This is a genomic window from Methylocaldum sp. GT1BB (assembly GCF_051027545.1).
In the GTDB taxonomy this organism is placed as follows: Bacteria; Pseudomonadota; Gammaproteobacteria; order Methylococcales; family Methylococcaceae; genus Methylocaldum.
This window is the reverse complement of record NZ_CP194902.1, coordinates 7501-30594: the sequence shown is the minus strand read 5'-3', so window position 1 is coordinate 30594 and position 23094 is coordinate 7501. Positions and strand designations below refer to the sequence as shown.

The 23094-nt window shown below is 60.3% G+C and carries 20 protein-coding genes (1 of these 20 only partly in view); 16 read left to right on the top strand and 4 right to left on the bottom strand.

Features of this window, described 5'->3' with window-relative positions:
- Positions 1–350 precede the first annotated feature (350 nt).
- Positions 351–1370 carry a trypsin-like serine protease gene (locus tag ACR2TX_RS01350; RefSeq protein ID WP_166642696.1) on the top strand — a complete coding sequence of 340 codons (1020 nt, stop codon included), beginning with the start codon at positions 351–353 and terminating at the stop codon, positions 1368–1370.
- A 263-nt stretch (positions 1371–1633) separates the two neighbouring features.
- Here the strand turns inward: ACR2TX_RS01350 and ACR2TX_RS01345 are convergent, their stop codons facing one another.
- From ACR2TX_RS01345 to ACR2TX_RS01335, 3 genes are all read right to left on the bottom strand, one after another.
- Positions 1634–2587, bottom strand: coding sequence for a response regulator transcription factor (locus ACR2TX_RS01345; RefSeq protein WP_077731663.1), 954 nt, complete (start codon positions 2585–2587; stop codon positions 1634–1636).
- Position 2588: 1 nt separating this feature from the next.
- Positions 2589–5963, bottom strand: coding sequence for a response regulator (locus tag ACR2TX_RS01340; RefSeq protein WP_434130967.1), 3375 nt, complete (start codon positions 5961–5963; stop codon positions 2589–2591).
- A gap of 224 nt (positions 5964–6187) precedes the next feature.
- The gene (locus ACR2TX_RS01335; RefSeq protein WP_434130964.1) at positions 6188–7036 is read right to left on the bottom strand and encodes a hypothetical protein; all 849 of its coding nucleotides are present in this window, start codon (positions 7034–7036) and stop codon (positions 6188–6190) included.
- 650 nt (positions 7037–7686) lie between these two features.
- Here ACR2TX_RS01335 and ACR2TX_RS01330 point away from each other — a divergent pair.
- The 15 genes from ACR2TX_RS01330 to ACR2TX_RS01260 all read left to right on the top strand — a co-directional run bounded on the left by ACR2TX_RS01330 (position 7687) and on the right by ACR2TX_RS01260 (position 22231).
- Positions 7687–8919, top strand: a complete 1233-nt coding sequence (locus tag ACR2TX_RS01330) for a hypothetical protein (RefSeq protein ID WP_434114000.1) — start codon at positions 7687–7689, stop codon at positions 8917–8919.
- A 97-nt stretch (positions 8920–9016) separates the two neighbouring features.
- A complete protein-coding gene (urtA, locus tag ACR2TX_RS01325; protein WP_434132384.1) occupies positions 9017–10258 on the top strand; it encodes an urea ABC transporter substrate-binding protein in 1242 nt (413 codons plus the stop codon).
- A gap of 330 nt (positions 10259–10588) precedes the next feature.
- Complete coding sequence (gene urtB, locus ACR2TX_RS01320) at positions 10589–12232, top strand: urea ABC transporter permease subunit UrtB (protein WP_434130961.1); 1644 nt, start codon at positions 10589–10591, stop codon at positions 12230–12232.
- Between the two features lie 3 nt (positions 12233–12235).
- A complete protein-coding gene (urtC, locus tag ACR2TX_RS01315) occupies positions 12236–13321 on the top strand; it encodes an urea ABC transporter permease subunit UrtC (RefSeq protein ID WP_434130960.1) in 1086 nt (361 codons plus the stop codon).
- Positions 13318–14133, top strand: a complete 816-nt coding sequence (gene urtD / locus ACR2TX_RS01310; protein WP_434130958.1) for an urea ABC transporter ATP-binding protein UrtD — start codon at positions 13318–13320, stop codon at positions 14131–14133. Before urtC ends, urtD begins: the two co-directional genes overlap by 4 nt.
- The gene (locus tag ACR2TX_RS01305) at positions 14133–14912 is read left to right on the top strand and encodes an ABC transporter ATP-binding protein (RefSeq protein ID WP_077731672.1); all 780 of its coding nucleotides are present in this window, start codon (positions 14133–14135) and stop codon (positions 14910–14912) included. The genes urtD and ACR2TX_RS01305 overlap by 1 nt, the downstream gene beginning before the upstream one ends.
- Before the next feature lie 136 nt (positions 14913–15048).
- Positions 15049–15633 carry a HupE/UreJ family protein gene (locus tag ACR2TX_RS01300; RefSeq protein ID WP_434130957.1) on the top strand — a complete coding sequence of 195 codons (585 nt, stop codon included), beginning with the start codon at positions 15049–15051 and terminating at the stop codon, positions 15631–15633.
- 9 nt (positions 15634–15642) lie between these two features.
- The gene (locus ACR2TX_RS01295; protein WP_434130955.1) at positions 15643–16467 is read left to right on the top strand and encodes an urease accessory protein UreD; all 825 of its coding nucleotides are present in this window, start codon (positions 15643–15645) and stop codon (positions 16465–16467) included.
- Between the two features lie 223 nt (positions 16468–16690).
- On the top strand, positions 16691–16993 hold the full coding sequence (gene ureA, locus ACR2TX_RS01290) for an urease subunit gamma (RefSeq protein WP_077731674.1): 303 nt from the start codon (positions 16691–16693) through the stop codon (positions 16991–16993).
- A gap of 12 nt (positions 16994–17005) precedes the next feature.
- The gene (locus ACR2TX_RS01285) at positions 17006–17311 is read left to right on the top strand and encodes an urease subunit beta (protein ID WP_077731675.1); all 306 of its coding nucleotides are present in this window, start codon (positions 17006–17008) and stop codon (positions 17309–17311) included.
- Positions 17308–19032, top strand: a complete 1725-nt coding sequence (gene ureC, locus ACR2TX_RS01280; RefSeq protein ID WP_434130951.1) for an urease subunit alpha — start codon at positions 17308–17310, stop codon at positions 19030–19032. The genes ACR2TX_RS01285 and ureC overlap by 4 nt, the downstream gene beginning before the upstream one ends.
- Before the next feature lie 10 nt (positions 19033–19042).
- On the top strand, positions 19043–19483 hold the full coding sequence (ureE, locus tag ACR2TX_RS01275; RefSeq protein ID WP_434130949.1) for an urease accessory protein UreE: 441 nt from the start codon (positions 19043–19045) through the stop codon (positions 19481–19483).
- The gene (locus ACR2TX_RS01270) at positions 19473–20147 is read left to right on the top strand and encodes an urease accessory protein UreF (protein WP_434132382.1); all 675 of its coding nucleotides are present in this window, start codon (positions 19473–19475) and stop codon (positions 20145–20147) included. Before ureE ends, ACR2TX_RS01270 begins: the two co-directional genes overlap by 11 nt.
- Positions 20148–20157: 10 nt before the next feature.
- The gene (ureG, locus tag ACR2TX_RS01265) at positions 20158–20778 is read left to right on the top strand and encodes an urease accessory protein UreG (RefSeq protein WP_086135683.1); all 621 of its coding nucleotides are present in this window, start codon (positions 20158–20160) and stop codon (positions 20776–20778) included.
- Between the two features lie 415 nt (positions 20779–21193).
- Entirely contained in the window at positions 21194–22231 is a 1038-nt protein-coding gene (locus ACR2TX_RS01260; protein WP_077731681.1) for a cytochrome-c peroxidase, read from the top strand.
- A 123-nt stretch (positions 22232–22354) separates the two neighbouring features.
- Here the strand turns inward: ACR2TX_RS01260 and ACR2TX_RS01255 are convergent, their stop codons facing one another.
- Positions 22355–23094 carry the 3' portion of a hypothetical protein gene (locus ACR2TX_RS01255; RefSeq protein ID WP_434130948.1) on the bottom strand. 529 nt of this gene lie beyond the right edge of the window, so only the last 740 of its 1269 coding nucleotides appear in the window; its start codon lies beyond the right edge, outside the window; it ends in the stop codon at positions 22355–22357.

The window sequence follows — 23094 nt, the reverse complement described above, 5'->3', positions numbered from 1 at the left end:
CCTTCGACAGGCTCAGGGCAGGCTCAGGAGAGCGTTCGACAAGCCTGTCCTGAGCCGAGTCGAAGGGCCTGTCCTGAGCGAAGCCGAAGGGCTCACCGCGAACGGAACCAATACGTTACCGTTCGTCCTGCGCCTGTCGAAGGACTTAATCAGAGCTTCCTTAACTCAACCGCATTTTCGAAAGCTTGTTTTCCCATTGAAACTTCCCCCGCTGTGCAGTATCGCTACCATTGAAATGTGACGGCCTGATCGGGCCCGGGAAGAGGATTGGATGCGAACGGATGATCCGGGCAGAATCAGTGCTGAATTGCGCTGTCAGAGAAATAGGGAGAGATCACAGGACTGTCTGCATGAACATCGTTGTGCTGGCGTTTGCGGTTATTGTGGCCGTTCTGTCGGCCGGGCGCGTCTTTGCGCTCATCCACGGCGAACCGTTGCCGATCGGCCGGGAATCGACCCTGCCGCTGACGATCGAACTACATCACTGGGATGAGTACCGGCGGGTCTGGAAAAGTGGGAACGGTGCTTGCAGTTCCGCGGTACTCGGCACGCGCCCGCTGACTTTGATCACGGCTGCGCATTGTCTGCGCGACGTACGTCTGGAGGGACCGCTTAAATTGCCGGCGGTCCGCTTGCAGGCCGCTCCTTCCGCAACGGTATCGAATGCCAGGCTGCGCGCGGCGGTGTATCCGAATTTCGGCGTCGTGCAGGAGAACATCGCCGAGGATATCGCCATTCTGATTTTCGACGCGGATGTCGGGGACGCGCTGCGGCCATTGCCGATCACGACCGGGAATACTCCCGATAAGGCCCTGATCTGTGGCTTCGGTTATGGTTACCGGGAAACGGAAATCGATGGTCCCCGCTGTGCCGAGAAGCGCGTCTTCGATTTGACGAGCAGTTTCTATGAGTTCGTGCCGAAGCGATACGAGGATCTGGATCCCATACTTCACCTGCAGTTCCGGGCGCAGTTCGAATCCAAGGAATCATCGGTGTCTTCGCTTTCCACCCTGCTGGCGGTCAACCGATTGGATGCTCAAGGGGCTTATTCGGTCGACGAGCCCATGCCTACGCGCGGCGATTCCGGCGGTCCGTGGATCGCTTCCGATCCGCAGGGGAATGCTTCGCTCTTGGCCATCACCAGTTTCGTGGAAACCTTCTACCGCAAGAACAAGCAATGGCCTTTCTTTCAGGGGAGCCGCGCGCCGCTTTCCGACCTCGCCTACGTGGCGTACGGCGTGCGCCTGGACACCCGTGAGGCGAGGGCGCGGATCGAAGAGGCGCGCCGCCTGGATGCGGATATCCGCGAAATACCGGTGGCGGGGTCGGCGCATGGCTTCGCCGGGAGCGGAACCACGGAAACCCGATAGAGCGGTGTGGTTTGGCTGTTTTCGTTACCTCGGTTTGTTACGCAGGACGTACGCAGATACAAAATAGACCGGGCACATGGTTTACATCCATTAAGGTATTGGCGAGGAGGAAACGCCGATGCCGTGGAAAGAGACCTGTGCCATGGACCAACGAGTTCAATTTATCGGCGACAGCCTTCGTAGGTCGGCAATCCTTTGCCGACGAAACCGCCCGGCCGGGAGATGGCGTCGGCAAGGGATTCCCGACCTACCGGGTGCCTCGGTCAAGCCGCTTCGGCTCCCGTCCTCATGCGCTGCATGACGACGGCGACCGCGGCGGCGCGGGTGCCGACGCCCAGCTTTTCGAAAATGTGCTCCAGATGTTTGTTGACCGTCCGGGGACTGCTGCCGAGGATAGTCCCGACCTCGCGGTTGGTTTTGCCGCGGGCGATCCACATGAGGATTTCCGCTTCGCGGAAGGTAAGTCCGAGTTCGTCCCGCAAGGACTCCAAGTTCCAGTCGCCGGAAAATTCCTGCAATAGCAGCAGGTATTCGCGTCCGCTTTCGCATGGGGCGAGCTTCGCGGTGAATTTCTTGCCGTCGCGATGAAGCGTGAACAACTCGTGTTCCGTGGTTCCGCCCGGAGCGATACGGGCTAAAGCCCAATCCAGAAGTGTCTTGGGCAAAAAGCAGGCTGAGGTCTCGAAATCGAACACCTTGATTCCCGAGAACGCCGCCAGCCAGCGGACGGCCGAGGATGTCAGCCAGATGATCCGCCCGGCGGCATCGATGCTGATCGTCGCGAATCCGCTGCGCTCCAGGGCTTCTTCCGCGCGGAACACCATCCGCGACTGGGCCAGATGTGCTTCGACCCGGGCCAGAACCTCCTCATGGCGGATCGGCTTGACCAGATAATCCACGGCGCCTTCGCGAAAACCCCGGAGCAAATCGTTCAGCTCGCCGAGTCCGGTCATGAAAATGATGGGAATGGAGCGGGTCGCGGGATTCGCCTTTAGGTGGCGGCAGGTTTCGAAACCGTCCATGCCCGGCATGACCGCGTCCATCAATATGACGTCGGGTTCGGCGTAGCGAAGCTGCTCCAGGGCGGAAGCGCCGTCGGTCGCAACCAGTACGCGATAGCCAGCTTCGTCCAGGGCGTCGGAAAGCAGGGCGAGATTGGCCGGTACGTCGTCCACGATCATTACCGTGCCTTGGCGGTATTGACGTTTTAAGCTCATCTTAGACCTCGCTGAGTGTTTTCTTGATGTCGCCGAGACGGAACTCCCGCGAAAGCGCCTGGAGATGCTCGGCGAAAGGGATGTAGCCGGCATCGCTTCCGGCCAGCGTGTCCAGGCGGTCCGCAAGGCCCCGAAGATCGCCGATGCGGGCGAATGCGGCCAGTTCTTCGAGGCAGTCGGGCGGCGGCCTTAACATCGGCTGCGCGGTGTCGGGGGCGGTTTCGATTTGCTCCGTATCCTCTCCCCGATAGAGCCAGTCGAGACTCAAATGCAGTTTGAGTTTGCGCAGGAGTTCTTCGATCTGAATCGGCTTGGCCAGGAAATCGTCGCAGCCGGCGGCGCTGGCCGAACGGCGGTCGCTTTGGTAGGCATTGGCGCTGACGACGATGATGGGGGTCTTGCATCCGGTCTGGCGCAGGCTGGCCGCCGCTTCGATGCCGGTCGTTCCGGGCATGATGATGTCCAGCAGAATCAGGTCCGGATTCCATTCCCTGGCCTTCGCCAGGCATTCTTCGCCGGAACCCGCTTCCTCGAGAACGAACCCCAAGGGGGTTAGCGCCGAGGTCAGAATGCCGCGATGCTCGGGTTGGTCGTCGACCACCAGGATCTTGCGGCGCGGACCGCGGTAACCCACGATGTCGCCTTCATCCCGAACCTCTTCCGCGCTGCGCAGGCTGGGAAGGAAAAGCCGGACGGCAAACGTGGAACCCTTTTGAGGCTCGCTCTCCACCGTCAGTTCGCCGCCCATGATTTGTGTGAGCATCTTGCTGATGGTGAGTCCGAGACCGCTGCCCGGAATGGCGTTGCCGCGGGCTCTGGGCAGGCGCCGGAAGGGCAGGAAGATGGTTTCGATCTGGTCCTGCGATATGCCTTCTCCGGTGTCCGTCACCTGGAACCGTGCGATTTCTCCGCTGTAGCCCACACGGAAAACGATTCCGCCCTCCTGGGTGAACTTCACGGCGTTGCTCAGCAGATTGATGAGAATCTGGCCCACTCGCTTTTCGTCGCCGCGAATCCGGCGCGGCAGCACATCGACGATCTGGCAACGGAAGGTCAGTCCTTTCGCTTCCGCCTGCGGCCGGAACATGCGCACCAATTGCTCGATGAACGCGGGAAAATCGATAGCCCCGTGCCGCAGCTCGATCTTGCGCGCCTCGATGCGGGCGATGTCGAGAATGTCTTCGATCAGGGAAGAAAGGTGTTCCCCGCTGCGCTGAATGATCTCCACCGCCTCCCGGCGATGTGCCGGGATGCTCGGATCTTTGCGCAGGATCTGGGCGTACCCGAGTATGCTGTTCAATGGCGTTCGAATCTCGTGGCTCATGTCGCTAACGAAGCGGCTCTTGGCCTGATTGGCGCGGTCGGCGGCCTCCCTCGTTTTCTGGAGCATGCTGTCGGTTTTGCGATGTTCCTCGATTTCCTTGAGCAGCAGGGCGGTTTGTTTCCCGGATTCCTCCTGCGCCACCTGACGGCTTTCGTTGCTGAGCACGATCCACCACGCGGCGAGGCCCAGGAAAACCAGCAGCGCCGAATAGACCTTGAGGAAATTGGCGAACAGCGCTTGAGATAAAGCCTCGTCCCCGGAAGCGGCTGCCAGGATATCCTGGTAATAGATCACACCTACGAAGACGCCGGTGAGCGCGGCGAGCAGCAGGTAAACGAGAGCGAACTGAATCAGGCGCAGCCTGAATTGCGGCGACAGGCATGAGGGCAGCCAGCGGCGGCTGGCCCGTTCGAGCTGGTCCTTGAGCCGCGCGTTCGGTTTGCAGGTGTCCAGGCAACGGGCATCCAGGGTGCAGCAGAGCGAGCAGATCGTTCCCTGATAGGCCGGGCAGTACGCCTTGTCTTCCAGTTCGAAATCGTTTTCGCAAATGCAGCATTTGGCATGGGGCGTGGTCGAGCCCCAGTCGTTGCGGTCTCTCGCCAGATAGTGGCGGCCTCGGGTCAGCCAAGCGATGACCGGCGTCAGCAGAAAAGCGGCCGCCAAAGCGATGAAGGCCGAAAATGCTTGCGGCAGCGCCCCGAACAACCCCGTGTAGGCTGCGGTCGAAATCGCCGAAGCACCGAGCGTGGACAGTACGCCGACCGGGTTGATGTCCGGCAGGTACGCTCGCTTGAATTCGACGAAAGGCGGACTCAGGCCCAGCGGCTTGTTGATCACCAGATCGGCCACCAGGGCGCCGATCCAGGCGATGGCGACGTTCGAAAACAGGCCGAGGACCCGCTCGAGCGCGCCGAAAACGCCGAGCTCCATGAGGAGCAGGGCGATCATCACGTTGAAGACCAGCCAGACCACTCGACCGGGATGGCTGTGGGTCAGCCGCGAGAAGAAATTCGACCAGGCCAGCGAGCCCGCATAAGCATTGGTGACATTGATCTTGAGTTGCGATACGACCACGAACAGTGCCGTTGCCGCGAGCGCCAGCCTGCCGTCGTCGAACAGGTAGCCGTAGGCCACCCGATACATCTGGGTGGGTTCGTGCGCCCGCTCGCCGGCGATGCCGTGCTTGAGCGCCAGATACGCCAGGAAAGCGCCGCCCAGTTGCCGGGCCATGCCCAAAAAGATCCATCCGGGGCCGGCGATAATGGTGGCCGCCCACCACCGATATCGGTTGCGATGATTCTTTTCCGGCAGAAACCGTAGAAAGTCCACTTGCTCGCCGATTTGGGCCACCATGGAAAAGGCCATGGTCGCGGCCGTTCCGAACAGTATCCAGTCGAACTGCGCGCCGCGATTCTCGCTTCCGGGGAACAGGGCGAGTTCGGTCAGAGCCTCTGGTTCGCGCCAGATGACGGCCGCGTAGGGTGCGACAAGCAGCACGATCCACAACGGTTGGGTCCAGAGCTGAAGCCGGCTGATGGTGGTGACGCCGAAGGTGACGAGCGGAATGACCGAGAGGGCGCTGACGACATGCGCTGCGGCGATGGGAATGTCGAAGTACAGTTCCAGCGCCAGCGACATGATGGACGCTTCCAGCGCGAATAGGGTGAAGGTGAAGGAGGCGTAGATCAGCGAGGTCAGGGTCGAGCCGATATAGCCGAACCCGGCGCCGCGGGTCAGCAAGTCCATGTCGATGTTGTGTTTGGCGGCGTAGTAGCTGATCGGGAGCCCGGTGAGGAAAACGACGAGGCCCACCGCGATGATGGCCCAGCACGCGTTGACGAATCCGTAGTTGATCGCGAGAAAGCCGCCGATGGCTTCCAGAACCAGAAACGAAATCGAGCCGAAGGCGGTGTTCGCCACCCGGAACTCGGACCACTTCCGAAACGACCGCGGCGCGAACCGAAGCGCATAGTCTTCCAGGGTCTCGTTCGCGACCCAGGCGTTATAGTCGCGCCGTATCTTTACGATGGCCTGACGGCTCAATCCTTCCAAAGCGATGGTTTGCCTCTTGTCTGATCTTGTTGTTTTTATGCCGAGTGCAATTCCAATTTGTCGCTCGAATTCAACAAGGCGAGCAAATCACGTGCCGTTGAGTTGACTACAGGGAGAAGGCAGAAGAAGAGGGCATTGATGAACGGTCTGCGCCCCGATTTGGGGCGAAGACCGCAGGATTGCACGCTAAAAGGGCGGGCAGCGGCAGGAAGCCGGCGTCGGGCCTATTTCCGCTCGAAGCCGAAGTCGAGGATCACCGGATTTCCGCGATTGTGAATGATGATTCGTTTGCGGCCTTCCTCGGTATTGCTGCTGGTTTCGGTTTTTACGGGCGGCTCTTCCGGCGGGTTCGAAGGGCCGTCTTCGGAATTCGGCGCTTGCCGATTCGTGGGGTTATCCGTTTCCGCGGGGAGAACGGGAATCGCGCCGGTCGAGGTTCCGCTTTCGGAATTCGCCGGTTTTTCCGTGACTTCGATGCGTATCTCGGGCATCCAGGTGCTGGTACTGGTCGACGAGGCTGCTTTCTTCCTCGGCACCTTCAGCTTGTCGAGAAGATTGAAGCAGACCGTTCCGATGTGATTCTCGTAAGTTTCCAGCAATGCCGGATCGCTCTTGATGCGGTTCGGATTCTTGATTTTCTCGTCGGCGATGAAATCCATGAAGAGGCTTACGGTTTCGGACGAACGGGCGGTGGATTTGAGCGTACAGGTTACCGGCAGCACTTCCGCCTTTTGAAAATCGAGCGCGCGCGGGTCGGAGTTGCCGATGCTGAACGAGAACCCGGTGGGCGTGCTCTTGTTCTCGATCCTGCCGACCCGTGCTTCCATCTCGTGAGTGGCGCCGGTTTCGCCGCTCTCGTCTAGATCCGGCTCCACCGGATATCCCCAGGAACTCAGATTCTTGCTGATCCGTTCGGCCATGGCTGCGGTTTGCTCCTCGTCCAGATTATCCGGCGCCACGCGGAACAGAATCTCGCCCACCGATTCGGGCCGGAGCGGAGTGCCTTGGGGTTTCAGGCCGATGGAGCAGCCGGCGAGCAGGCTAAAAGAAACGATCAGAAACGGAATACGCATATTTTTTCATAAGGTTAAGAGTGCTTACGGCGTCGGCGGCCAAGCCGGTTCGAGTTCTCTGAGCGGCCCGGTACCTAACGTCGGCAAAGGGTTGCCGACCTACGACCGCAGCCCCTGTAGGTCGGGAATCCCTCCCAATCGCAAACGGCGTCTTCGGGAGCGCCGAAGCCCCCCTTCCCGACGCCACACCCCAGCCGAGCGTCTTCGTCGGCAAAGGATTGCCGACCTACAACCGTGCACCTTGTAGGTCGGGAATCCGTTTGCGATTGGAGCACCGAAGCCGCCCTTTCCGATCTTGGCGTTCCGGGTTGTTCGCCACTGCTTACACACCCTCCAAGTCGCCTGTAACCGGCCGCGAGTGCGCTGCCGAGACTCTAAGCCGATACCCCCCGCTCCGGGATACGTCATTTGACTGATTGTGACATATACCCCCCGGAAATCTAATTACCCCCGTGCCGACAACGAGTTAGCCGCAACGGCCGACTCCGTGAACAGCTCTTCGGATTCAACCGATAAGGATATTTGCCGCGCCCGATGAAAGGCCTTCGCCGACGGGGCGCGGACATCCGGGCGGCTCGCGACTACACCGGAAACGACCGGTGGCGCGGACCGCCCGCGGACCGACTTCAACGATCAGGGGGTTTCAAGTCATGAAGAATCGAACAACATGCGCGACGCAAGCGGATCGCCGCGGCTTGCGGATTGCGCTTTTGCCCGCCGCCTTGGCGGCGCTGACGACGGCGTACGCACCCGTGTCGCTTGGGGGAGCGACGTTCAAAATCGACGATACCAAGTGGGTGAGCATAGGCGCCGGCCTTAGAACGAGCTTTACCGCTACCGAGGAAGCCGCCAATGCGGGCAAATGGTCGAACGATTTCAATCTGGACAATATCCGTTTGTACCTGAACGGCCAGATTCACAAGTATTTCAAGATCGAGTTCAACACCGATTGCCAGACCTGCGGCGATGGCGGCGAGATGCGCATTCTCGATGCCATCGGCAAATTCGAATTCGATCCCATGTTCAATATCTGGATGGGCCGCATGCTGGTGCCCGCCGAGCGCCGCGAAATGAACGGACCGTTCTTCAGCGCCGTGTACAACATCTTCGGCGCCGGCACGCCCTTCGAGCCGGCGGACTTCAACACGACGATCCGATCCGACGGTACGTCCGCCGGCTCCTTCGGCCGCGACGACGGCGCCACCATCTGGGGTTCGTTCTTCGACGGCCGCCTGCAATACGCGGCGGGCTTTTTTCGTGGGCTCCGCAACGGCGCCAACGTCGACGACAACATCCTCTACGCCCAGCGCGTCGCCTACAACTTCCTCGACGTGGAAAAGAACCCCGGTTACTACACCAGCGGAACCTACTACGGCCAGGGCGGCGACATCCTGACCTTGGGCGTTTCCAACCAGTATCAGGAAGACGGCGCCGGGACGCGGAGCGATCCGGGCAATTTCCGCGGCACCGCGGTCGACGTTCTGTTCGAGAAGCCGTTGGGCGATATGGGCGTGGTGACCGTCAATGGCGAATACAAGAACTACGGCATCAAGGGCTACGGCATGGCGTCCAGGCTCGCGGGCGGCGGCTTCGCCATGTTCGAGGGCAACGCCTACGACGTAAGCGCCATGTACCTGCTTCCGCAAAAGGTGTGGGTCGGTCAATTCCAGCCTTACGTCCGCTATGTCAACGTCGATCCGATCAAAAGCGCCAGCCGCGACGTTTACGAAGCCGGCATCAATTACATCATCGACGGCCACAACGCCAAGATCATGCTGATGTACGAGTACGGCGATCTGCTCACCAAGGGGCTGGATTACACCTCGACCGCCGCGGGCGACGACGTCAGCTCGATCAAGCTGGGCTTCCAGTTGCAGATCTGATCACTCCTAGACACTCCATCAATTACTCGCGAGGTAACTATTCATGCCTGATTATGCAAGATCCTTACGACAGTTCTGTTTGGCTCTGTCGGCGGCCATGCTCCTTTTTGGTGCGGAGGCGCGCGCCGAAGACACGATCAAGGTGGGCATTCTCCATTCGCTCTCCGGCACCATGGCGATCAGCGAAACCACGCTGAAGGACACCATGCTGATGCTGATCGACGAGCAGAACAAGAAAGGCGGTTTGCTCGGCAAAAAACTGGAACCGGTGGTCGTCGATCCCGCCTCGAACTGGCCGCTGTTCGCCGAAAAAACGCGAGAGCTTCTGACCAAGGACAAGGTCGCCGCCATCTTCGGCTGCTGGACCTCGGTGTCCCGCAAATCGGTGCTGCCGGTGGTGGAGGAATTGAACGGCCTTCTCTTCTATCCGGTTCAGTACGAGGGTGAGGAATCGTCGAAGAACGTGTTCTATACCGGCGCCGCGCCCAACCAGCAGGCGATTCCCGCCGTCGATTACCTGATGAAGGATCTGAAGGTCAAACGCTGGGTACTGGCCGGCACGGATTATGTATATCCGAGAACGACCAACAAGATTCTGGAGGCGTATCTGAAATCGAAAGGCGTGAAGGACAAGGACATCATGATCAATTACACGCCGTTCGGCCATTCGGATTGGCAGAGCATCGTCGCGGACATCAAGAAGTTCGGTTCGGCGGGCAAGAAGACGGCGGTGGTGTCCACCATCAACGGCGACGCCAACGTGCCTTTCTATAAGGAGCTGGGCAACCAGGGCATTTCGGCCGAGTCGATTCCGGTCGTCGCGTTCTCGGTCGGCGAAGAGGAGCTATCCGGCATCGACACCAAGCCTCTGGTCGGCCATCTCGCTGCCTGGAACTATTTCATGAGCGTCGATACGCCCGAGAACGCCGCGTTCATCACCAAATGGCACCAGTTCATCAAGAACCGGAGCCGGGTAACCAACGACCCGATGGAAGCGCATTACATTGGCTTCAACATGTGGGTCAAGGCGGTGGAAAAGGCGGGCACGACGGATACCGACGCGGTGGGCAAGGCGATCATCGGCATCGAGGCGCCGAATCTCACCGGCGGTGTGTCGAAGATGCTTCCGAACCACCACATCACCAAGCCGGTGCTGATCGGCGAGATTCAGGACGACGGCCAGTTCCAGACCGTATGGCAGACCAAGAGTTTGGTCGAGGGCGACGCCTGGTCGGATTACCTGCCGGAAAGCAAGCCGATCGTCGCCCAGTGGACGGCGCCGATCAATTGCGGCAACTACAACACCAAGACCAAGAAGTGTTCGGGTCAGAAGTATTGATCGATGGGGTTTCTTCTGGGGATAGGCCGACGCAAAACCTCTCCCTCTCCCGCCGGCTACGACAGCGGCGAACGGAATACGGGATAGGCGGGGGCGAGGTTTTGACTCGGGGTTCCGCCGTAGGGTGGGTTAGGCGCGCCTTGCACTGAGTCCGCAATGTTCGCTGGTGGTGTCGCGCGCCGTAACCCACCGGGCAAGGCCACGGAATCGGTGGGTTACGGCGCGTTCATAGCCCAGTGACCGCCAGAAAACGTTTTCTGGTACGCGCCTAACCCACCCTGCGACGGAAACATTCGCGACCAGACTTTGTTCAAGAATTCGGGAGACGAGATGAGACCTTTGATTTTCGGCATGAGCAGATGGTGTATCGCCATGCTGATTATGATGATGCCGGGCTTGTGCAATGCGGTGGCGGAGCCGGGGGGACCGTTCGTCGACGCATTGGCCCGGCTCAAGGAGGCTCCTCTGACTGAATTGGGCGAAGCCGTCGATCGGCTCGCCGAAACCAAGGACCCGAGGGTCGCGCCCGTGTTGCGGGCTCTGCTCGACGGTCGGCTTTATTACCGCAAGGACGACGGCAGCGTCGTTTTCGGCGATCCGGCCGAGGACGGCCTGGCTATCGTGAACGTCCTCGACGGAGAAACTTTGGGCATAGTCGGCAAGTTCGATCTCAAGAAGGTCGGCGTCAACAATGCGCTGCGCACGAGTTTGCGCGAAACCCTCGGGCGGCTCGAATTGACGGCGGACGACCCTGTTCAGCGGCTCAAGGCGGTCGAGGCCATGAGCAAATCGCTGGACGAAGAAAACCTCGAACTGCTGCGGGCCCGACTGAATACCGAAACCGATGCCAAGGTGTCGGAAGCGATCGAAACGGCTTTGGCTCTGGCCGATCTCTCCAGCGACGACAAGGCCGTGCGCATCGCCGCCATCAATGTCTTGCACGGCAGCCTCAATCCGGATGCGCTCAACCGTCTGAATCAATTGCTGGAGAAAGACGACGCGGGACAATATCTTGAGCCCGACCCGGACGTTCGACACTCGGCGCAGGTCGCCGTCAAATCCATCGAATCCAAGCTGGCGGTATATCGCGCGGCCGAGACAGTGTTTTTCGGTTTGAGCCTGGGCGCGGTGCTGGTACTTGCCTCCATCGGTCTCGCGATCACCTTCGGCGTCATGGGCGTCATCAACATGGCCCACGGCGAATTGATGATGCTGGGCGCCTACACCACCTACGTGGTCCAGCAGCTGATGCCTGGGCATCTGGACATTTCCTTGTTCGTGGCCATCCCGGCGGCATTTCTGCTGTCCGCGCTGGTCGGGATCGCCATCGAGCGCGGCGTCATCCGGTTTCTGTACGGGCGGCCGCTCGAAACCCTGCTGGCGACGTTCGGTGTGAGCCTGTTTCTTCAGCAGCTCGTCCGTACGATCTTTTCGCCCCTGAATCGCAGCGTCGCGACGCCGGCCTGGATGAGCGGTTCGCTGGAAATCAACGGCGCGTTGTCGCTGACCTTGAACCGGTTCTACATCCTGATGTTTTGCCTTCTGGTGTTCGCAGCCTTGCTGCAAGTCCTGAAACGTAGCCGGATTGGTCTGGAAGTGCGGGCGGTCGCGCAAAACCGCGCCATGGCCAAAGCCATGGGCATTCCGACCGACCGGGTCGACGCGCTGACCTTCGGCCTCGGCTCGGGCATCGCCGGCGTCGCCGGCGTGGCGCTCAGCCAGCTCACCAACGTGGGACCGAATCTCGGGCAGTCGTACATCGTGGATTCGTTCATGGTGGTGGTGTTCGGCGGGGTGGGCAACTTGTGGGGCACCCTGATTGGCGGATTTTCGCTGGGGATCGCCAACAAGCTGCTGGAACCGTACGCCGGCGCGGTGCTGGCGAAAATCCTGATGCTCGTGTTCATCATCCTATTCATCCAGAAACGCCCGCGCGGATTGTTCCCGCAGAAGGGCCGGGCAGCGGAGGCTTGATCCATGGCGTTCGGTTTATTGCGGAAATCGACGGTTGACGTTCCGTTTCTGGCGATGCTGGCGGCCATAACCGTGCTCGTTCCGCTAGCGAATCTGGCCTTGCCGGAATCGTCGCCCTTGCACCTTTCGACTTACACCGTGACCTTGGTGGGCAAATACTTGACCTACGCACTACTGGCGCTGGCCGTGGACCTGGTTTGGGGCTATTGCGGCATCCTGAGCCTCGGCCACGGCGCTTTTTTTGCCTTGGGCGGCTATGCGATGGGCATGTATCTGATGCGGCAGATCGGCGAACGCGGCGTGTACGGCAATCCGGTACTGCCGGATTTCATGGTCTTTCTCAACTGGCAGGAATTGCCCTGGTATTGGTACGGCTTCGATCATTTCTGGTTCTCTCTCCTCGTGGTGGCTTTGGCGCCGGGCCTGCTGGCCTATGTGTTCGGATGGCTTGCGTTTCGCTCGCGGGTGACCGGCGTCTATCTTTCCATCATCACTCAAGCGCTGACCTACGCCCTGATGCTGGCATTCTTCCGCAACGAGATGGGCTTCGGCGGCAATAACGGCCTGACCGATTTCAAGGACATCCTGGGTTTCAATTTGCAGTCCGACGGCACGCGCGCGGCGCTGTTCGCGGCTTCGGCGATTGCGTTGATGGGGGCGTACGCGGCCAGCCGCCTGGTGGTCGAATCGAAGCTTGGTCGGGTGGTCGCGGCGATCCGCGACGCCGAAAACCGCGTGCGCTTCCTGGGTTATCGGGTCGAACAGTTCAAGCTCTGGGTCTTCGTCTTTTCCGCGGTCCTCGCTGGCATCGCCGGGGCCTTGTACGTGCCCCAGGTCGGCATCATCAATCCCAGCGAATTTTCGCCGCTGAACTCGCTCGAGATCGTCGTCTGGGTCGCGGTCGGCGGTCGCGGAACGCTTTACGGCGCGGTGGTCGGCGCGATTCTGGTGAATTACGCCAAGACCGTGTTCACCGGCGTGCTGCCGGAAATGTGGTTGTTCGCCCTGGGGGCGATATTCGTACTGGTCACCTTGCTGCTCCCCGAAGGCCTGACCGGGTTTTGGCGTCGAAAGGAGCAAGCCGCATGATCGCCGCAAAGGCGGAAATTCCCGGCGCTCCGGCGCATGACCAACCCGCCGCCGATCGCCGGATCGAGCCGGCGCACAAGCCGATCCTTTATCTGGAAGAAGTCACGGTTAGCTTCGACGGATTCCGGGCGCTTAACGCGCTGACCCTGTACATCGACGAAGGCGAGCTGCGCTGCATCATAGGGCCGAACGGCGCCGGCAAGACGACGATGATGGACGTCATCACCGGAAAGACCCGGCCGGACAAGGGTACGATCTATTTCGGCCAAACCCTGGATCTTTTGGAACTGGACGAGCCGGCCATCGCCGAAGCCGGCATCTGCCGGAAATTCCAGAAGCCCAGTGTGTTCGAGAAGCAAACCGTGTTCGAAAACCTGGAGCTGGCCATGCGCACCGACAGCCGGGTGTGGCCGACCCTGTTCGCGCGATTGACCGGGGAGCAGCGGGATGCGATCCACGAAGTGCTGGAGACCGTCGGCTTGACTGCCCACCGCGACCGGCGGGCCGGCGAGCTGTCCCACGGCCAGAAGCAATGGCTGGAAATCGGCATGCTGCTGATGCAGGAGCCCAAGCTGCTCTTGGTCGACGAACCGGTGGCGGGGATGACCCACCAGGAGACCGAACGGACCGCCGAGCTGCTGTTGTCGCTGGAAGGGAAGCACTCGGTCGTGGTGGTGGAGCACGACATGGAGTTCGTGCGTTCGATTGCCCGCAAGGTCACCGTGCTGCACGAAGGCTCCGTATTGACCGAGGGCCGCATGGACGAGGTGCAGAACGATCCGCGCGTCATCGAAGTCTATTTGGGGGCCTGATGCTGAGCGTTGCCGCACTGAATCAATACTACGGCGAAAGCCACACGCTCTGGGATCTGAGTCTCGATATTCCGGCCGGGTCCAGCGTGGCCCTGATGGGGCGGAACGGCGTCGGCAAGACCACGCTGCTGAAATGCATCATGGGGCTGCTGCCCTCGCGCTCGGGCGAGATTCGCTATGAGGATCGTTCGCTGACTGCGCTCCGAGCGGAACGCCGCGCGGAGCTCGGAATCGGCTATGTCCCGCAGGGGCGGGAAATCTTTCCCATGCTGACCGTGGAGGAAAATCTCAGGACCGGACTCCGGGCGCGCGGCGACAAGTCCAAACGCATCCCTGAGGAAATCTTCGAGATCTTCCCGGTGCTCAAGACCATGCTGCGCCGCCGGGGCGGCGATCTTTCCGGCGGTCAGCAGCAGCAACTCGCCATCGGCCGGGCGCTGGTGCTGAGACCCAAGCTGCTGATCCTCGACGAACCCACCGAGGGCATACAGCCCAACATCGTCAGCGAAATCGGCGACGTGATCATCCGCCTGAACCGGGCGCGGGGGAAGGAGGTCCATTTCGAGAAACGCGAGCCGTCGATGGCGGACGAGATCCGCGATGCCATCGTGCGCGTCAACCGGGAAATGGGGGTAACGGTTCTCCTCGTGGAACAGAAACAGCATTTCGTAAAGCGCGTGGCCGACCGGTTCCTGGTCATGGACAAGGGACGCATCGTCGCCGGCGGAGCCATGGCGGAATTGACGGAAGATTTGGTGCGGCGATATCTGACCGTGTAGCTTAGAGTCCATCTCAGTAGCCCGTTCGCCCTGAGCCCTTCGGCAGGCTCAGGACCGGCCTGTCGAAGGGTTTTTGGGACCTACTGGGATAGGGTCTTGGTAGATCCATTACCGATTTCGATTTTTGGGAGAATTTATGAGTAAGCGGTTTTTCCACAGCCTGGCGGTTATCGTGAGCTTGGGCACACTGCCCGAAGGCGTGTTCGCCCACACCGGCGCGGATTCGATACACGGGTTTACTGCCGGATTCGCGCATCCCTTCATGGGACCGGACCATCTGCTGACCATGCTCGCAGTCGGTGTTTGGGCTGCCGCGTTGGGCGGTCGCGCCTTGTTGCTCGTACCGCTATCCTTCGTTACCGTGATGGCGGTCGGGGCGGGTCTACAGCATTTCGGTTTGGTTTTGCCGTCCGCCGAGATGGCGGTGGCGCTTTCGGTCGCCGTGATGGGGCTGGTTCTCGTCGTCAACTGGCGCGCGGGCTACGGTCTCGCGGGCGCTTTGGCGGCGGGGTTCGCGCTTTTCCACGGCTATGTCCATGCCGAGGAGATCGGGCGGGACATGGGCGCGTTTCACTACGCCGGGGGATTTTTGATCGCGACCGCAGTCTTGCACGGATTGGGTATGCTGCTCGGTGCGGCCGTCGGCAATCTGGATTTGCTGCGTCGGGCGCTCGGAGCGTTTTGCGCGGGGGTGGGGGTCTACCTTCTGGCGGGAAGCTAGGCGGCTCGCTTGTTGGCCCAAGAATTGGGAGGCCCCGGTTGGGCGGCGGAACTCAAGCTCGGTTTCGAATCCCGAGGCGACAGGACCGTCCTGGCGGAGCGGCGGCACCGCGGCCCGCTTGCGGTGCAAAGGCCGTTTTATCCGGAAGGAGAGGTTTGCCACGTGTATCTTCTGCATCCGCCGGGCGGCGTCGTCGGGGGCGATCGTCTGGACATTCGGGCAACGGCCGGAAAGGAGAGTAGGGCTCTGATCACCACGCCCGCTGCGGGAAAGTTCTATCGGAGCGAGGATATGCCGGCACGGCAGACGGTGCGTTTGGCGGTGAACGACGTCGCTGCGCTCGAATGGCTTCCGCAGGAGTCGATTTTCTATCGCGGGGCTCGCGTCGTTTCGGAGGTGGACGTGGACTTGGCGGAAACAGCGCGGTTTATCGGCTGGGAAAGCTTTTGCCTCGGTAGGCCGGCCAGCGGCGAAACGTTCGATCGGGGAAGGGCTGCGTTTTGCTGGTCGGTGCGGGTGAGCGGACGGCCGCTGCTGATCGAACGGTTCGAGGTGGATGAGGAGGTTTTGAACGCGAACTGGGGCTTGCAGGGGCAGCCGATAGCCGCAAGCTTGTTCGCCTATCCCGCGCTTCCGAAAAATCTGGAGTCGGTGCGGGCAATCGCGGGCGATCGAGCCGGCTTCGGAGCCACGCTGATCGACGGTTTGCTGGTGTGCCGGGCACTGGATAGTCAGATCGAACCGCTGCGCCGGCTGTTGGTCGAGTTGTGGCGGGCCGTTCGTCCGGACGTCATCGGCCGGAAGGCATGCTTGCCGAGGATTTGGGCGACTTGACGACCTTTGAATGTAGGGTGGGTTAGGCACGCTTTCCGATTACCTTTCCGGTTGAGACGCGAGTTTGATGCGTGCCGTAACCCACCGGCGACGTTCGGGGCAAGCTCAAAGGCTAATCTGGTGGGTTACGACGCGCACGAAGGTAGTGTAAAGGGAAGGGTCAAAGGAGGCGCGTCTAACCCACCCTACCCATGAATTTTCGTTTTTGAATGTAGTACCGGCCATGCAATTAACCCCACGCGAAAAAGACAAACTGCTCCTCTTCACCGCCGCGCTGCTCGCCGAGCGGCGCAAGGCCAAGGGATTGAAGCTCAATTACCCGGAAGCGGTGGCCTATCTCAGCGCCGCCATCATGGAAGGCGCGAGGGAAGGGCGCAGCGTCGCGGAACTGATGGAATACGGACGCACTCTGCTGAGCCGGGACGATGTGATGGACGGCGTGGCGGAGATGATTCCGGAGGTGCAGGTGGAGGCGACGTTTCCGGACGGCACCAAGCTGGTGACGGTTCACGAACCGATTTTGTAGGGGGGAGACTCGATGATACCCGGAGAAATCATCGTCGAAGACGGCGAGATCGAGCTGAACGCGGGACGCGAGGCCATTACCGTGGTCGTGGCGAACACCGGAGATCGGCCGATACAGGTGGGCTCGCATTACCATTTCTTCGAGACCAATCCGGCCTTGCGTTTCGATCGGGATCTGGCGCGGGGCTATCGGCTGGACATTCCGGCGGGCACGGCGGTGCGCTTCGAGCCGGGGCAGACGCGCGAGGTGCGGCTGGTGCCGTTCGCGGGCAAGCGCCGCGTTTACGGGTTTCAACAGAAGATCATGGGGGCCTTATGAGCCGGATCGGGAGGCAAGCCTATGCCGAAATGTTCGGCCCGACCACCGGGGACCGGGTGCGGCTGGCGGACACCGAGCTTTTCATCCAGGTTGAGGAAGACCGGACGGTTTACGGCGACGAAGTGAAGTTCGGCGGCGGCAAGGTGATCCGCGACGGTATGGGGCAAAGCCAATGCACGTCGGAAACCGCGGTGGACACGGTCATCACCAATGCGCTGATCGTGGACCATTGGGGTATCGTCAAAGCCGATGTCGGCATCAAGAACGGGCGGATCGCCGGGATCGGCAAGGCGGGCAATCCGGACACCCAGGCCGGCGTCGACATCGTTGTCGGGCCCGGCACCGAAGTCATCGCGGGCGAGGGCCAGATTCTCACGGCGGGCGGCATCGACGCGCATATCCATTTCATCTGTCCGCAGCAAATCGAAGAAGCCCTGATGTCCGGCATCACCACCATGATCGGCGGCGGCACGGGCCCCGCAACCGGCACCAACGCCACCACCTGTACGCCGGGACCTTGGAACATCCATCGCATGCTGCAGTCGGTGGACGGCTTGCCGATGAACATCGGCTTTCTCGGGAAAGGCAATGCCAGTCTGCCGGAGGCGCTGGAGGAGCAGCTTCGCGCCGGGGCGATGGGATTGAAGCTGCACGAAGACTGGGGCACGACGCCGGCCGCTATCGATTGCTGCCTCTCGGTTGCCGATCGTTTCGACGTGCAGGTGGCGATTCATACCGACACCTTGAACGAATCCGGCTTCGTAGAAGACACGATCGCCGCGTTCAAGGGGCGCACCATTCATACCTATCACACCGAAGGCGCCGGCGGTGGCCATGCCCCGGACATCATTAAAGCCTGCGGCGAAGCCAACGTGCTGCCCTCCTCCACCAATCCCACCCGACCTTATACAGTCAATACGGTGGACGAACATCTCGACATGCTGATGGTCTGCCATCACCTGGACCCGAGCATTCCCGAGGACGTCGCTTTCGCGGAATCCCGCATCCGCCGGGAGACGATCGCTGCCGAGGACATTCTGCATGATCTCGGAGCATTCTCCATGATCTCGTCCGATTCGCAGGCCATGGGACGGGTGGGAGAAGTGATCACGCGCACCTGGCAAACCGCCCACAAAATGAAGATTCAGCGGGGATATCTCCCCTCTCCCTTTGGGAGAGGGGATGGGGGTGAGGGGCGGCACGACAATTTCCGCGTGAAGCGCTACATCGCGAAGTACACCATCAACCCGGCCATCAGCCACGGCATCGCCCACGAGGTGGGTTCGGTGGAAGTCGGCAAGCTGGCCGATCTGGTGCTGTGGCCGCCCGCTTTCTTCGGCGTGAAGCCCAGTCTCATCATCAAGGGCGGGATCATCGCCGCGGCGCCGATGGGCGATCCCAACGCTTCGATTCCGACGCCGCAGCCGGTACATTATCGCCCCATGTTCGGCGCCTACGGCGGCGCTTGCCAGGCCACCTCGATGACCTTTCTATCGAAGGCGGCGGCCGAAGCAGAGGTTGCGAAACGTCTTGGACTTCAAAAGCTCGTCGGCGTCGTTTCGAATACCCGAAGCATCGGTAAAGGCAAGCTGGTTCACAACGACTACATGCCGCGAATCGAAGTCGACCCGCAAACCTATGCGGTGCGCGCGGACGGCGTATTGCTGGCCTGCGAGCCGGCGAACGTGCTGCCCTTGGCCCAACGGTACTTCCTGTTTTGATTCTTGGGGCATGACTAGACTCGCAGAATTGGCCCCGCCGGGAGCGGAGCATCACGACACCCTGACCCTGCTTTACGAGGCTCGCCAGAAATCCCGTTTGCTGGTACGCCTGGACAGCGGGGCCGAAGCAGGCGTTTTTCTCCCTCGCGGTACCGTTCTTCGCGACGGCGACCGTTTGCTAGCCGATGATGGCGGCGTGGTGTTGGTGCGCGCGGCGGCGGAGCCGGTATCGGTGGTACGGACCGCCGATGCCCTATTGTTCGCACGCGCCTGTTACCACCTGGGCAACCGGCATGTCGCTTTACAAATCGATAGTGGGGAACTGCGTTATCTGCGGGATCACGTCTTGGACGACATGGTGCGAGGATTGGGGCTCACGATCGAGCATGCGTTGATGCCTTTCGAACCGGAACGTGGGGCTTATCATGGGGCTCACAACCATGATCACTGATCTGGGGCTGGTGAGACTGCTGCAACTGGTCAGTCCGGCGCTGCCCATCGGCATGTACAGCTATTCGCAAGGCCTGGAGCGCGCGGTAGAGGACGGTTGGATCGGAAATGAGCGGCAGGCGGGCGAGTGGATTGCCGGCATTCTCGAACGCTGTCAAACCAGAACCGATTTGCCGTGTCTGTCGCGCCTCTACGATGCCTGGGCTGAAGGCGATGTGGCCTCGGTCGAGCGCTGGAGCATCCATCTTCTGGCCTGCCGAGAGACGAGCGAGTTGCGGGCGGAGGACCGGCAGAGTGGACAAGCCTTGGTGAGACTTCTCGTCGGCTTGAGCGTCGAGAGGGCAGAGGCCTGGATACGGCACCCGTCCGCCACTCTCGCCACGGGTTTCAGCTTGGCGGCGGTAAGCTGGAAGATCCCGAAGTTCGAAGCATTGCTGGGTTACCTTTGGAGTTGGCTGGAAAACCAGGTTTTGTGCGCGGTCAAGCTCGTGCCCTTGGGCCAGGCGGCGGGACAGCGGCTGCTAAGCCAACTGGCGGAACATCTTCCGGAGCGAGTGAAGGCAGCGCTCGATCTGAGCGATGACGAGATCGGCGGGAGTGCCTTCGGCCTGGCTCTAGCCAGCAGCCGTCACGAGGTGCAGTACTCGCGATTATTCCGTTCATAAGAGCAACGAAATGACTGATCAATATCGACACGTATTGAGAGTGGGGGTCGGCGGTCCGGTCGGTTCCGGAAAGACCGCGCTGGTGGACGCCTTGTGCAAGCTGATGCGGGAGCGCTATGAGATTGGCGTGGTGACCAACGACATCTACACGAGGGAAGACCAGCAATTCCTGATCCGCAGCCAGGCGTTGCCCGAAGAGCGCATTCTGGGCGTGGAAACCGGCGGCTGCCCCCATACGGCGATCCGGGAGGACGCTTCGATGAACCTCGCAGCGGTGGATGATCTATGCCATCGCTTCCCGGAGCTGGATTTCGTGCTGGTCGAAAGCGGCGGCGACAATCTGAGCGCCACCTTCAGTCCGGAATTGGCCGATCTCACCATTTATGTCATCGACGTGGCCGCCGGGGACAAGATTCCTCGTAAGGGCGGGCCGGGCATTACCCGCTCGGATCTCCTGGTCATTAACAAGATCGATCTCGCGCCCTATGTTGGGGCTTCTTTGGACGTTATGGAGCGCGACGCCAAGAGGATGCGCGGCGAGCGGCCATTCGTCTTCACCAATCTCAAGACGGGCGAGGGACTGGAGAGCGTTGCGGATCTCGTGGTCCGCCAGGGGATGCTGCACGACTAGTGCGTTTTTATCTCGCTCATACGGCATAACAGGCTTGGCGGACGTCGTTGGCGCCATCGGCCAGGGTAAATCGACTCACGTATTCGTAGGTCGGCAAAGGATTGCCGACCTACTCGCGAGTTCCCGCAGGGTAGGTACGAAAATGCTCTGGCTGGTTGCCGCGGATCGTACCCTACCCTAACCGTCTTCTTTCGGCCTAAGCGATCCGCGTAGCGAAACCCTCGGCGATATTTCCTGCCTCGTCCGTTTCTTACCGTTCCGAAGGTTCGAGCCTTCGCGCTCGTGCGGTTCCGTGCTTCCGGTTGCAATTGTCAAAGTAATTCAATATAAGGGTTTTCCCCTATCTCCATAGAGCGATGCGACGGCCTTTCCGTCGCCGAAGAACCCAATAAATAGAAGAGAGGAGCAGCATTCTATGTTTAAGCTGAATCTACTAATCAGTGCTCTGGCACTGGCAGGGGCGTCGATGACTGCTGCGGCGGTCGAGTGGCAAGCTTTGCCGGGCAAGGCGCCGGAGCCCGCGGATAATCCGAGCACGCCCGCTAAAGTCGAATTGGGCAAAATGCTCTATCACGACCCCCGTTTGTCCTCTAGCGGCACGGTGTCATGCAGTTCTTGCCACAATGTGATGGGCGGCGGCGAGGATAACCGCGGCGGCTCCGTAGGCGTGCGCGGACAGGTGGGTGGGCGCAGCGCCCCGACCGTTTGGAACTCTGCCTTCAATTCGGTGCAATTCTGGGATGGGCGGGCACCGAGCCTCGAAGCGCAAGCCAAGGGGCCGGTTACCAATCCGATCGAAATGGGCATGAAAAGCTGGGACGACGTGGTTGCTCGCTTGAAGTCTATTCCGGGTTATGTACAGGCGTTTTCCGCTGCTTTCGGTGGTGCCGATTCCGTTACCGCCGATAACGCCGCCAAGGCGATCGCCGCCTACGAGCGGACGCTGATTACGCCGAACAGCGCTTATGACCGATACGTCAACGGCGATAAGAATGCCATGACCGCGCAGCAGGTGCGGGGCATGAATACTTTTGCCGAAGTCGGTTGCAGCAGCTGTCATTCGGGGCCCGCTTTCAATGGCCCGCAATTGCCTGAGGGCACGGGTTTCTTCATGAAGTTTCCCACTTATCAGAACGGTTATCTCGAGGCCCAATACGATTTTTCCAAGGATTTGGGCCGTTACGACGTGACCAAGAACGAAGCCGACAAGCACATGTATAAGGTGCCGACGCTGCGCAACGCCGCCTTGACCGCGCCTTACTTCCACAACGGCAAAGTCAAGAACTTGGAGGACGCCGTTAAAGTCATGGCCAAGCTTCAGTTGAACAAAGATCTGACGCCGGAGCAAACCGGGGATCTTGTAGCTTTCCTCAATGCTCTGACCGGCGAGTTCCCGAAACAGGAAATGCCGCGCCTGCCGAGCTATGCGGACAAGACGTTCAATTACGAATAACCGCAACGGTCGGCGTTTCGCAAAAAGCCAGCTCGTTTCGAGCTGGCTTTTTTATTTGCGCGCGCCGGACATCGCTATATTCACGACAGGGATAATTATTTCGTCTACGGCGCCTTAGGGGGATTACGGCTGATAGAGACTGCAAGCCAGGATTCGCTCTTCGATCTGCTGTTTCAACGCATTGAATTCGGGACTTTGGATGTCCTTGAAACGTTGCGCGAAATCGGCGGGACTCAAATTTTCCGGCAAGTCTTTGATGTTCGGCATAAACAAAGATTCGTCGGCACTCTGGCTCAGAATATTCTGTACTCTGCGTGCCTTTTCTTCCGAGCGTACTGCGGTCTTGCCGAACAGTGTGCCGGCATGATCGGCGGCTAAATCGGTGAAACTGAAACCGCTGCCACTGTGGGTATCATTCATTTCTTTGGCGAGGCCGATCATGTTCGCCAAGGTACTGTGGCCGGACATCGCCAAAGCCGCTGACGCCATGAAGTGTTGGGCGGTATCCGTGCGACGGTTAAGGAGAACCTCGCGCCGGGAAGGAATTACCGGTTGGTGATTTAACGGAAGCCACTGAACGATGTTTTTACCGTTAACGTATGCGCTCAAAACTAAGATAAGCGCGCGGTTTTCCGCGATAGGGTCGCCGTTAGCTTCGGATCTGCTCTTGGCCAAGGCGAATAGTTGTTGCATCAAAGAGCCGAGTCGTATGAATCGCTTCAGTTGTGATTGATTGATGGTTTCGGCGAGCTTGTCGTTGTAAACCAATAATCGCTCTTTATCGGCCAAATCCGTTATTAACCCCTTTGCCTGGCTCAATGCGTCGCGGTTCCAGTTGACAGCCACCTGTAGCTGCCCATCGA

What these genes read in the sequence shown, in the direction of transcription:
- ACR2TX_RS01270 (WP_434132382.1), top strand. Translation starts at nt 19,473, where the DNA reads ATGATCACTGATCTGGGGCTGGTGAGACTGCTGCAACTGGTCAGTCCG.
- ACR2TX_RS01335 (WP_434130964.1), bottom strand. Translation starts at nt 7,036, where the DNA reads ATGCGTATTCCGTTTCTGATCGTTTCTTTTAGCCTGCTCGCCGGCTGC.
- urtD (WP_434130958.1), top strand. Translation starts at nt 13,318, where the DNA reads ATGATCGCCGCAAAGGCGGAAATTCCCGGCGCTCCGGCGCATGACCAA.
- ureG (WP_086135683.1), top strand. Translation starts at nt 20,158, where the DNA reads ATGACTGATCAATATCGACACGTATTGAGAGTGGGGGTCGGCGGTCCG.
- ACR2TX_RS01350 (WP_166642696.1), top strand. Translation starts at nt 351, where the DNA reads ATGAACATCGTTGTGCTGGCGTTTGCGGTTATTGTGGCCGTTCTGTCG.
- ACR2TX_RS01300 (WP_434130957.1), top strand. Translation starts at nt 15,049, where the DNA reads ATGAGTAAGCGGTTTTTCCACAGCCTGGCGGTTATCGTGAGCTTGGGC.
- ACR2TX_RS01345 (WP_077731663.1), bottom strand. Translation starts at nt 2,587, where the DNA reads ATGAGCTTAAAACGTCAATACCGCCAAGGCACGGTAATGATCGTGGAC.
- urtC (WP_434130960.1), top strand. Translation starts at nt 12,236, where the DNA reads ATGGCGTTCGGTTTATTGCGGAAATCGACGGTTGACGTTCCGTTTCTG.
- ureE (WP_434130949.1), top strand. Translation starts at nt 19,043, where the DNA reads ATGACTAGACTCGCAGAATTGGCCCCGCCGGGAGCGGAGCATCACGAC.
- ureA (WP_077731674.1), top strand. Translation starts at nt 16,691, where the DNA reads ATGCAATTAACCCCACGCGAAAAAGACAAACTGCTCCTCTTCACCGCC.
- ACR2TX_RS01330 (WP_434114000.1), top strand. Translation starts at nt 7,687, where the DNA reads ATGAAGAATCGAACAACATGCGCGACGCAAGCGGATCGCCGCGGCTTG.
- ureC (WP_434130951.1), top strand. Translation starts at nt 17,308, where the DNA reads ATGAGCCGGATCGGGAGGCAAGCCTATGCCGAAATGTTCGGCCCGACC.
- urtA (WP_434132384.1), top strand. Translation starts at nt 9,017, where the DNA reads ATGCTCCTTTTTGGTGCGGAGGCGCGCGCCGAAGACACGATCAAGGTG.
- urtB (WP_434130961.1), top strand. Translation starts at nt 10,589, where the DNA reads ATGAGACCTTTGATTTTCGGCATGAGCAGATGGTGTATCGCCATGCTG.
- ACR2TX_RS01260 (WP_077731681.1), top strand. Translation starts at nt 21,194, where the DNA reads ATGTTTAAGCTGAATCTACTAATCAGTGCTCTGGCACTGGCAGGGGCG.
- ACR2TX_RS01285 (WP_077731675.1), top strand. Translation starts at nt 17,006, where the DNA reads ATGATACCCGGAGAAATCATCGTCGAAGACGGCGAGATCGAGCTGAAC.
- ACR2TX_RS01305 (WP_077731672.1), top strand. Translation starts at nt 14,133, where the DNA reads ATGCTGAGCGTTGCCGCACTGAATCAATACTACGGCGAAAGCCACACG.